This is a genomic window from Corynebacterium sp. (genome assembly GCF_012838985.1).
Lineage (GTDB): Bacteria > Actinomycetota > Actinomycetes > Mycobacteriales > Mycobacteriaceae > Corynebacterium.
Map to the genome: position 1 here is coordinate 1 of NZ_DUOE01000194.1, position 9,659 is coordinate 9,659.

10 protein-coding genes are annotated in these 9,659 nt (G+C 68.7%); 5 read left to right on the forward strand and 5 right to left on the reverse strand.

Annotated elements, in window-relative coordinates:
* On the forward strand, positions 1-2,774 hold a 2,774-nt coding region (locus GXZ33_RS11120), incomplete at its 5' end, for a multifunctional oxoglutarate decarboxylase/oxoglutarate dehydrogenase thiamine pyrophosphate-binding subunit/dihydrolipoyllysine-residue succinyltransferase subunit (protein ID WP_291341109.1).
* A 92-nt stretch (positions 2,775-2,866) separates the two neighbouring features.
* Here GXZ33_RS11120 and GXZ33_RS11125 read toward each other — a convergent pair.
* Together GXZ33_RS11125 and GXZ33_RS11130 are read right to left on the reverse strand one after the other, a co-directional pair.
* A complete protein-coding gene (locus GXZ33_RS11125; RefSeq protein WP_291341111.1) occupies positions 2,867-3,565 on the reverse strand; it encodes a hypothetical protein in 699 nt (232 codons plus the stop codon).
* 10 nt (positions 3,566-3,575) lie between these two features.
* Positions 3,576-4,073 carry a general stress protein gene (locus GXZ33_RS11130; protein ID WP_291341114.1) on the reverse strand — a complete coding sequence of 166 codons (498 nt, stop codon included), beginning with the start codon at positions 4,071-4,073 and terminating at the stop codon, positions 3,576-3,578.
* 52 nt (positions 4,074-4,125) lie between these two features.
* On the opposite strand from GXZ33_RS11130, the gene GXZ33_RS11135 reads away from it, so the two are divergent.
* The 3 genes from GXZ33_RS11135 to GXZ33_RS11145 are packed head-to-tail and all read left to right on the forward strand — an operon-like array spanning position 4,126 to position 7,117.
* The gene (locus GXZ33_RS11135; RefSeq protein ID WP_291341115.1) at positions 4,126-5,415 is read left to right on the forward strand and encodes a CBS domain-containing protein; all 1,290 of its coding nucleotides are present in this window, start codon (positions 4,126-4,128) and stop codon (positions 5,413-5,415) included.
* Positions 5,408-5,965, forward strand: coding sequence for a DUF1003 domain-containing protein (locus GXZ33_RS11140; RefSeq protein WP_291341117.1), 558 nt, complete (start codon positions 5,408-5,410; stop codon positions 5,963-5,965). The genes GXZ33_RS11135 and GXZ33_RS11140 overlap by 8 nt, the downstream gene beginning before the upstream one ends.
* A gap of 21 nt (positions 5,966-5,986) precedes the next feature.
* Positions 5,987-7,117, forward strand: a complete 1,131-nt coding sequence (locus GXZ33_RS11145) for an Mrp/NBP35 family ATP-binding protein (RefSeq protein ID WP_291341119.1) — start codon at positions 5,987-5,989, stop codon at positions 7,115-7,117.
* Between the two features lie 98 nt (positions 7,118-7,215).
* Here the strand turns inward: GXZ33_RS11145 and tatB are convergent, their stop codons facing one another.
* Genes tatB through sigE form a run of 3 tightly spaced genes read right to left on the reverse strand, consistent with a single transcriptional unit; the run spans position 7,216 to position 8,837 of the window.
* The gene (gene tatB, locus GXZ33_RS11150; RefSeq protein ID WP_291341122.1) at positions 7,216-7,689 is read right to left on the reverse strand and encodes a Sec-independent protein translocase protein TatB; all 474 of its coding nucleotides are present in this window, start codon (positions 7,687-7,689) and stop codon (positions 7,216-7,218) included.
* Between the two features lie 37 nt (positions 7,690-7,726).
* On the reverse strand, positions 7,727-8,155 hold the full coding sequence (locus GXZ33_RS11155; protein WP_291341124.1) for an anti-sigma factor: 429 nt from the start codon (positions 8,153-8,155) through the stop codon (positions 7,727-7,729).
* 46 nt (positions 8,156-8,201) lie between these two features.
* Positions 8,202-8,837 carry an RNA polymerase sigma factor SigE gene (gene sigE / locus GXZ33_RS11160; protein ID WP_291341127.1) on the reverse strand — a complete coding sequence of 212 codons (636 nt, stop codon included), beginning with the start codon at positions 8,835-8,837 and terminating at the stop codon, positions 8,202-8,204.
* A 151-nt stretch (positions 8,838-8,988) separates the two neighbouring features.
* On the opposite strand from sigE, the gene GXZ33_RS11165 reads away from it, so the two are divergent.
* A complete protein-coding gene (locus GXZ33_RS11165; protein ID WP_291341129.1) occupies positions 8,989-9,636 on the forward strand; it encodes an O-methyltransferase in 648 nt (215 codons plus the stop codon).
* Positions 9,637-9,659 lie beyond the last annotated feature (23 nt).

Here is a 9,659-nt window from a genome sequence, read left to right on the forward strand (position 1 = left end):
GCAAGCTGGTCACCATCACCTCCACCTACGACCACCGCGTCATCCAGGGCGCGGAGTCCGGTGAGTTCCTGCGCACCATGTCGCAGCTGCTGGTCGACGACAAGTTCTGGGACCACATCTTCGACCGGATGAACATCCCCTACGCCCCGATGCGTTGGGCGCAGGACCTGCCGAACCGCGGCATCGACAAGAACACCCGCGTCATGCAGCTCATCGAGGCGTACCGCTCCCGCGGCCACCTCATCGCCGACACCAACCCGCTGAACTGGATCCAGCCGGGCATGCCGGTGCCGGACCACCGTGACCTCGACATCGAGACCCACGGCCTGACCATCTGGGACCTGGACCGCTCCTTCCACGTCGGTGGCTTCGGCGGCAAGGAGTCCATGACCCTGCGCGAGGTGCTCTCCCGCCTGCGCGCCGCCTACACCCTCAAGGTCGGCTCCGAGTACACCCACATCCTCGACCGCGACGAGCGTGAGTGGCTGCAGGACCGCCTCGAGGCGGGCATGCCCAAGCCGACCAACGCCGAGCAGAAGTACATCCTGCAGAAGCTCAACGCCGCCGAGGCCTTCGAGAACTTCCTGCAGACCAAGTACGTCGGCCAGAAGCGCTTCTCCCTCGAGGGCGCCGAGGCACTCATCCCGCTCATGGACGCCGCCATCGACACCGCCGCAGGCCAGGGCCTCGACGAGGTCGTCATCGGCATGCCGCACCGTGGCCGCCTGAACGTCCTGTTCAACATCGTGGGCAAGTCCCTCGCCACCATCTTCAACGAGTTCGAGGGCAACATCACCCAGGGCCAGATCGGTGGCTCCGGTGACGTGAAGTACCACCTCGGCTCCGAGGGCACCCACATCCAGATGTTCGGCGACGGCGAGATCAAGGTCTCCCTCACCGCCAACCCCTCCCACCTCGAGGCCGTCGACCCGGTCATGGTGGGTATGGCCCGCGCGAAGCAGGACCTGCTGGACAAGGGCGACGACGGCTTCACCGTCATGCCGCTCATGCTCCACGGTGACGCCTCCTTCGCCGGCCTGGGCATCGTCCAGGAGACGATCAACCTCTACGGCCTGCGCGGCTACACCGTCGGCGGCACCGTCCACATCGTGGTGAACAACCAGATCGGCTTCACCACCACCCCGGACTCCTCCCGCTCCACCCACTACGCCACCGACGTGGCCAAGGGCTTCGACTGCCCGGTCTTCCACGTCAACGGCGATGACCCGGAGGCCGTCGTCTGGGTCGGCCAGCTGGCCACCGAGTACCGTCGTCGCTTCGGCAAGGACGTCTTCATCGACCTCATCTGCTACCGCCGCCGCGGCCACAACGAGGCCGATGACCCGTCGATGACCCAGCCGCTGATGTACGACCTCATCGCGGACCGCAAGTCCGTCCGTGCCCGCTACACCGACGACCTCGTCGGCCGTGGTGACCTCTCCGCAGAGGACGCCGAGATCGCGGCACAGGACTTCCACGACCAGATGGAGTCCGTCTTCAACGAGGTCAAGGAAGCCGAGAAGGACGGCCCGCAGGAGCAGACCGGCATCACCGGCTCCCAGGAGCTGACCCGCGGCCTGGACACCTCCATCACCCGCGAGGACCTCGTCGAGATCGGCATGGCCTACTCCACCGCCCCGGAGGACTTCGAGTTCCACCCGCGTGTGGCACCGGTGGCCAAGCGTCGCGCCGAGTCCGTCCGCGAGGGCGGCATCGACTGGGGCTGGGGCGAGCTCATCGCCTTCTCCTCCCTGGCGAACGAGGGCCGTCTGGTCCGCCTCGCCGGTGAGGACTCCCGTCGCGGTACCTTCACCCAGCGTCACGCCATCCCGATCGACCCGCGCAACGGCAACGAGTTCAACCCGCTGAACGAGCTGGCCGTGCAGAAGGGCAACGGCGGCAAGTTCCTCGTGTACAACTCCGCCCTGACCGAGTACGCCGGCATGGGCTTCGAGTACGGCTACACCATGGGCAACTCCGACGCCGTCGTCGCGTGGGAGGCGCAGTTCGGTGACTTCGCCAACGGCGCACAGACCATCATCGACGAATACGTCTCCTCCGGTGAGGCCAAGTGGGGCCAGACCTCCGGCGTCATCCTCCTCCTGCCGCACGGCTACGAGGGCCAGGGCCCGGACCACTCCTCCGCCCGCATCGAGCGCTTCCTGCAGCTGTGTGCCGAGGGTTCCATGACCGTCGCCCAGCCGACGACCCCGGCGAACCACTTCCACCTGCTGCGTCGTCACGCACTGGGCACCATGCGTCGCCCGCTGGTCGTGTTCACCCCGAAGTCGATGCTCCGCATGAAGGACGCGGCCTCCCCGGTCGAGCACTTCACCGACGTGACCTCCTTCCAGTCGGTCTACAACGACCCGCGTCTGGTCGACCTCGAGGGCAACGTCATCGGCGACGCCGACAAGGTCACCACCATCATGCTGTGCTCCGGCAAGGTGTACTACGAGCTGGAGAAGCGTCGTAAGAAGGACAAGCGCGAGGACATCGCGATCGTGCGCATCGAGATGCTGCACCCGATCCCGTTCAACCGTCTGCGCGAGGCCTTCGAGTGCTACCCGAACGCCACCGAGATCCGCTTCGTCCAGGACGAGCCGGCGAACCAGGGTCCGTGGCCGTTCTACAACGAGCACCTGCGTAACCTGATCCCGGGTATGCCGGAGATGCGCCGCATCTCCCGCCGTGCGCAGTCCTCGACGGCCACCGGTGTGACCAAGGTCCACCAGCTTGAGCAGGCACAGTTGATCGACGAGGCCTTCGCCTAGATCATCTGACGCCACTCTGGCGGCACGACGCCGGCGCCCGGCCCCTCCCCGGAGGGACCGGGCGCCGGCTTTCCGCTTCCCGACGTCCCCGTCTAGTAGCCCAGCCACTCGGCGACGACGGTGGACACGGAGGACTCCTCCTCCAGCTTCTCCAGGAGGGTGGCGATCTCCTCGGTGGTCAGCACCCTCGTGACGGCGGCCAGCGCGGCGGTCTCCTCCCGGTCGAACAGGTCCCGGGAGAAGACCGGGACGATGTTCTCGGGCAGGTCGGGGACCTGCCGGCGTTGGACGTCCCCGGCGCAGCCCTCCGCGGAGGAGGGGTCGGTGGTGGTCATGGAGCCGGGGAGCGCCCCGACGAACTCGCGGTGGGTCTGGTCGGCGGGGTCCTCGAACTGACCGGCGGCGATCTCGGCGGAGAGCCCGCGGGCCCGCACCGGGTCCAGCCGGTCGAGGAAGTTGCCGGTGCACCCGATGACCAGGTCCGCCTCCTTCGCCCGGACCTTCGCCAGCCGGTTGAGGGGCTGGGGGGTGGATTCGCTGACGAGGTCCGCCTCACGTCCCGCCTCGGTGAGCACCTGCAGGTAGATCTGGCCGAGGATCAGCTGTTCCGGGGAGTTCGCGGAGACGAGGATGCGCACGGTCCGGTCGTGGTTGATGTTCGTCTTGCGGGCGGGCTCCGCGGTGGAGCACCCCACGAGCAGGGTGGCGGTGGTGAGAGCCGCCAGGGCGGCCCGTGCGGCCGACCACGTCAGCCTCCTCGGGGTGCGGGCGGCGGACGGGACGGCGTTCATGCCGATGAATCTACCCGGTCGGCGGCTGAATCCGGGCCAGACCCGAGCGGGCGATGATGTCGCGGGCCTCGGGTGCCCGGGCGGGGTCGCACAGCAGGTCGTAGCGTCCGGCGACGATCTCGGTCCGGGAGGTGAAGTCCCGCTTGCCGGCGGACAGGGCGTAGGGCACGGCGGCGGACACGACGCCGAAGACGACACCCATGAGCAGGCCCAGCATCAGGGCGGAGGCGATGTCGCCCCCGAGGAAGCTCAGCAGCAGTCCGAAGAAGATGCCGATCCAGGCTCCGGAGGCGGCGCCCCCGCCGAGCACGCGCGGCCAGGTGAGGCGTCCGCTGACCCTTTCGACCTCCATGAGGTCGACGCCGACGATCGTCAGGTCGGCGACGGGGAACTCCAGGTCAGAGAGCTTGTCGACGGCCGCCTGCGCGTCCTCATAAGAATCGAAACTACCCACCGGCCAGCCGGTGGGTCGGGAACGCAGGGGCGGACGTTTCTGGGGGGAGCTCATACCTGTACAACGAATCAGGGGTCCGTTTGGTTCCGGTCTAGAATTGGGTCCCATGAGTGCTGTCACCCGCGTGTACGCGGGTCGTCTGATCGGACTGCAGGTCAGAGGCCCGGATCTGGACCCCATCGGCCGTGTCCGCGACGTCGTGGTCACCATCCGTCCGCAGGGGCAGCAGTCCCGCGCGCTGGGTGTGGTGGTGGAGCTGACCAGCCGGCGGCGCATCTTCGTGCCCATGGGCCGGATCGCGGCGATCGAGCCGGGTGACATCACCCTGGCGTCGGGTTCGGTGTCCATGCGTGCGTTCCAGGTCCGTTCGGGTGAGCTGACGGTCATGGGGGATCTGGTGGGCGCGAAGGTGCACACGGACGACCCGGAGCTGTCCCACCTGCACGGCAGGGCGGTGGAGATCGCCGACGTCGAGCTGGAGCGGGTGCGTACCCGCGACTGGGTGATCACCAAGGTGGCGGTGTTCGGTTCGCGGCCCAAGTTCGGCCGCTCCCCCAGTCTGTTCACCGCCCCGTGGAGCCACGTCCACGGCCTGTCCTCGAGTGGTGCCGGGCAGTCGGACAAGTTGGCGGAGAAGCTCGCCGGTTTCGACCGGATGCGTCCGGCGGACGTCGCGAACATCCTCCACGAGCTGCCCAGCGACGAGCGGCACCAGCTGGCCAACGAGCTCAACGACGAGCGTCTGGCCGACATCCTCCAGGAGATGCCGGAGGACCACCAGGCGGAGCTGCTGGAGACCCTCGACATCGAGCGTGCCGCGGACGTCCTGGAGGAGATGGATCCCGATGACGCCGCGGACATCCTCCAGGAGCTGCCCGACGACAAGGCCGAGGTGCTCCTGGAGCTGATGGACCCGGAGGAGTCCGCCCCGGTCCGTCGCCTCATGAGCTTCTCCCCCGACACGGTGGGTGCGCTCATGACGCCGGAGCCGCTCATCCTCACCCCGCAGACGACCGTCGCGGAGGCCCTGGCCCTGGCGCGTAACCCTGATCTGCCGACGTCGCTGGCGTCGATGGTCTTCGTGGTGCGTCCCCCGACGGCCACGCCGACGGGCCACTACCTGGGGTGCGTGCACCTGCAGAAGCTGCTGCGCGAGCCGCCCTCGACGTTGGTGTCGGGCATCCTCGACCCGGATCTGCCGCCCCTGTACGCGGACGACGACCAGGAGACCGCCGCCCGTTACTTCGCGACGTACAACCTCGTCTGCGGTCCCGTCCTCGACGAGGACAACCATCTGCTGGGGGCCGTCGCCGTCGATGACCTCCTCGACCACATGCTGCCCGAGGACTGGCGTTCCGAGGGTCTGCGCCCGCGTAAGGAGATGACCCGTGGCTGATTACCTGGACACCCCCGTCGCCAAGCGTCGCCCCCGCTTCCTGCACATCGACGACGACGCCGTCGGCGCCGGCGCCGAGCAGGTCGCCCGTTTCTTCGGCACGGGCCAGTACCTCATGTGGCAGACCGTCATCGTGATCGTGTGGATCGCGCTCAACGCGGGCGGCTGGTTCATCTGGAAGTGGGACCCCTACCCGTTCATCCTGCTCAACCTGGCCTTCTCGACGCAGGCCGCCTACGCCGCCCCGCTCATCCTCCTGGCGCAGAACCGGCAGGAGGACCGCGACAAGGTGACCCTGTCCGCCGACCGCCGCCGCGCGGAGCAGACGAAGGCGGACACCGAGTTCCTCGCCCGCGAGCTCGCCGGCGTGCGCCTGGCCGTCGGCGACATGGTCTCCCGTGACTTCCTGCGCCACGAGCTCGAGGACCTCCGCAGCCTGCTGGAGCGCCTCGAGGCGAAGCTGGACGACGTCTCCGCGGACGTCGCCGACTCCCACGAGGATCTCTCCGAACCCACCCAGGGTGACCTGGCGGACGAGACCGGCCGCTGACTTACTACGATGGACGCTGTCATGTCTGCTATCACCGAATCCGCTGTCCGCAGCGCGCTGTCCCGCGTAGAGGACCCTGAAATCGGCAAGCCCCTCACCGAGCTGGGGATGGTCAAGTCGATCGCCGTCAACGGCCCGGACGTCGATGTCGAGCTCTACCTCACCATCGCCGGCTGCCCCATGAAATCCACCATCACGTCCAACGCGCAGGCGGCCGTGGAGGAGATCGACGGGGTGGGCACCGTCACCGTCACCACCGACGTCATGAGCGACGAGCAGCGCCGTGAGCTGCGCATGTCTCTGCGCGGCGGCGTCGAGGAGCCCACCATCCCCTTCGCCGAGCCCGACTCGACGACCCGCGTGTACGCGGTGGCGTCGGGCAAGGGCGGCGTCGGCAAGTCCTCGATGACCGTCAACCTGGCCGTCGCCCTCGCGGCGCGCGGCTTCAAGGTCGGTGTCCTCGACGCCGACATCTACGGCCACTCCGTCCCGGGTCTCCTCGGCTCCGAGGACCGCCCCACCGCCGTCGACGACATGATCATGCCGCCCCAGGCCCACGGCGTGAAGCTCATCTCCATCGGCCACTTCGTCGACGGCAACGCACCCGTCGTGTGGCGCGGCCCCATGCTGCACCGCGCGATCCAGCAGTTCCTCGCCGACGTCTTCTGGGGCGACCTGGACTTCCTGTTCATGGACCTGCCCCCGGGTACCGGTGACGTCGCCATCTCCGTGGCGCAGCTGGTCCCGAACGCCGAACTGCTCATCGTGACCACCCCGCAGGCCGCGGCCGCGGAGGTCGCCGAGCGCGCCGGCTCCATCACGCAGCAGACGCGTCAGCGCGTCGCCGGCGTCATCGAGAACATGTCCGCCATGGTGCTTCCCGACGGCACCACCCTCGACGTCTTCGGCGAAGGCGGCGGTCAGCACGTCGCCGAGCGCCTGTCCGTGCTCACCGGCGGCAAGGTGCCGCTGCTCGGCCAGATCCCGCTGGATCCGGCCCTGCGTGCCCACGGCGACGACGGCACCCCGATCGCCGTCTCCGAGCCGGACAGCCCCGCGGGTCAGGCCATCGGCGCCATCGCCGAGCAGCTGATGACGCGTCGTGAGTCGCTGGCCGGTAAGTCGCTGGGCCTCGGCGTCACCCGCAGCTGACCCACGTACTCTGCAGCAACCCGGATACACCGCGAAGGCCCTCCCCGACCAGCGGGAGAGGGCCTTCGCGGTATGTTTCTGTTGCCTGCGCCCCGGTGCTAGGTGATGTCCGCCCAGGAGAAGCCGCCGCCGGTCCCGTAGTCACCCTTCGGGGTGTCGTCGGGATTCCGGGGAGGCTGATTCTGCGGCTGCCCAGCCTGCTCCTGCGAAGGCTGGGGCTGGGGGCTGCGACGACGCGCATCGGGGGTGTCGCGCGGATCCTCCTGCATGATGCGCTGCGGGTCGAAGGCGTCGAGGGCGGACTCGTCGCCGTCGAAAAGCGCCTTGGTGATCGCCCCGCGGGGGCCGAGGCGCGTGTACTCCGCCACCTGCTCGAGGGGCTTACGGAACTCGTCGAACTCCGAACCGAACTCGCCGTTCAGCTCCTTTTTCGCGTTGTTGATCGCGCGTCGGGCCGCAAAGATAGCGGCCCGCACGTCCTCGATGAGTCCCGGCAGACGCTCCGGGCCGACGACAATGAGAGCCACGATCAGCAGCGTGAAGATCTCCAGCCAACCGATACTCTGAAACACACATCCACCTTAGTCACACCACGGAACCGCTGTGCGGCTAGTGGCCCTGGTTACGTTTGACCGCCCGCAGGATCATCTCCATCTTGTCCAGCAGACCCTCGGGCACCGGGGTCGGAGTCGACTCCGCGTCCGGTCCGGAACGCGGCGGGGCGGACGCGATGCCGGCCAGACGGGTGAGCAGGTCGTGCGGGGCCCGGACGTCCTCCCCGATGTTGGATCCGCGCAGCCACTCGGAGGCGCCGCGCTGACGCTCGATCTCGGCCCGGCACTCGGCGCAGTGGACGAGGTGCACGCGGGCACGGTGGCAGGCGAGGTCGGTGAGTTCGCCGTCCACGAACGCGGCGACGGCCTCCGGGCTGAGGTGCTCGACGGAGGCGAATTCACGGGGCCGACGCGGGGCGCGTGGGCGGGCCGGACGGGACAGCTTCGGCATGCGGGGCATGCGCGGCAGGTTGGGGCGGCTCATCGGGTGCTCGGGTCCTCCTTTCTCCGCCAGAATACCCCCGGGAGGGTCAGCGGGTCCGCAGGAGGAGCTTCGCGCCCTCATCCTTCTGTGCGGCGGCCTCGAGGCTGGCGCGCAGCTGGGTACGGCCGCGGTGGATGCGGGAACGGACGGTGCCCATCTTCACGCCGAGGGTGTCGGCGATCTCGTCGTAGGACATGCCGACCACGTCACAGAGGACGACGGCGACACGGAAGTCGGGGCTCAGCTGGTCCAGCGCGGCCTGCAGGGCCGGGTCCAGGTTGGCGACGGAGTACGCCTGCTCCGGGGTCATGTCCGTGCCGGGGACACGCTCGTAGTCCTCGGGCAGCGCCTCCATGCGGATCTTGTTGCGGTGGCGCACCATGTCCAGGAAGAGGTTGGTGGTGATGCGGTGCAGCCAGCCCTCGAAGGTGCCGGGCTGGTAGTGACGGAGGGAGCGGAACACACGCATGAACGTCTCCTGGGTGAGGTCCTCCGCGTCGTGCGGGTTACCGGAGAGACGGAAGGCCAGACGGTAGACGCTGTCGGCGTGTTCCGCGACGAGCTCGCCCCAGCTGGGCATGTCCCCCTGACCGGCATCGAAGGCAGCGGTGCCGGAGAGGTTCTCCGGAGTGGTGAGCGCGGCGTCCTGGGTGTGGGCGTCGTGTCCTGCAGTGCGTGTCATGCCGATTATTGTGCTACACCCCACTGCAGAAGACTGCAGAGTGGTCTGGCAACATACTGTGAACACCCCCCATAAGCCCCACCCGTCACACCAGCCACAATCCCGGGGGGTTCCCGCACAATGTGCTCTGACCACCCTAGACTGGGGAATCGTGACTGACACGGCATATGACGCACTGCGCACCTACATCGAATCCACCACGGAGATCCCGGAGGCGCTCACCGACGCGCGCCGCGACGCCGCGGAGTTCGGACTCACCGTGCCCGACGAGATGACCGGCCAGCTCCTGGCCACCCTCGCCGCCGCCACGGGCTCCCCCTCGAACTCCACCGGCGCGGTCGCCGTGACACCCGCCGCCGGCGTGGTGGGCCTCTACATCCTCCGCGGACTCGGCGACAAGGGCACCCTCACGTGCATCGACCCCGAGGTCGAGCACCAGGCCCAGGCCCGCAACGTCTTCCGCGAGGCCGGCTACGCCCCCTCCCGGGTCCGCTTCCTGCCCTCCCGTCCGCTCGACGTCATGGGCCGCCTCGCCGCCGGCGCCTACCAGCTCGTCTACGCCCAGGTCGCCCCGGTGGAGCTGCCCGCCGTCATCCAGGCCTCCTGGCCCCTGCTCACCCCCGGCGGCACCCTGGTGCTCGCCGACGCGCTTCTCGACGCCACCCTCGCCGACGAGTCCCGCCGCGACCGCGACACCACCGCCGCCCGGGAGGCCGACGAGATGGCCCGCTCCCTGGAGGGCGCGATCGTCACCCGCCTGCCGCTGGGTGCCGGTCTCACGCTGATCACGAAGCGCTGAGCAGGCGAAAAGCAGCAACGGGC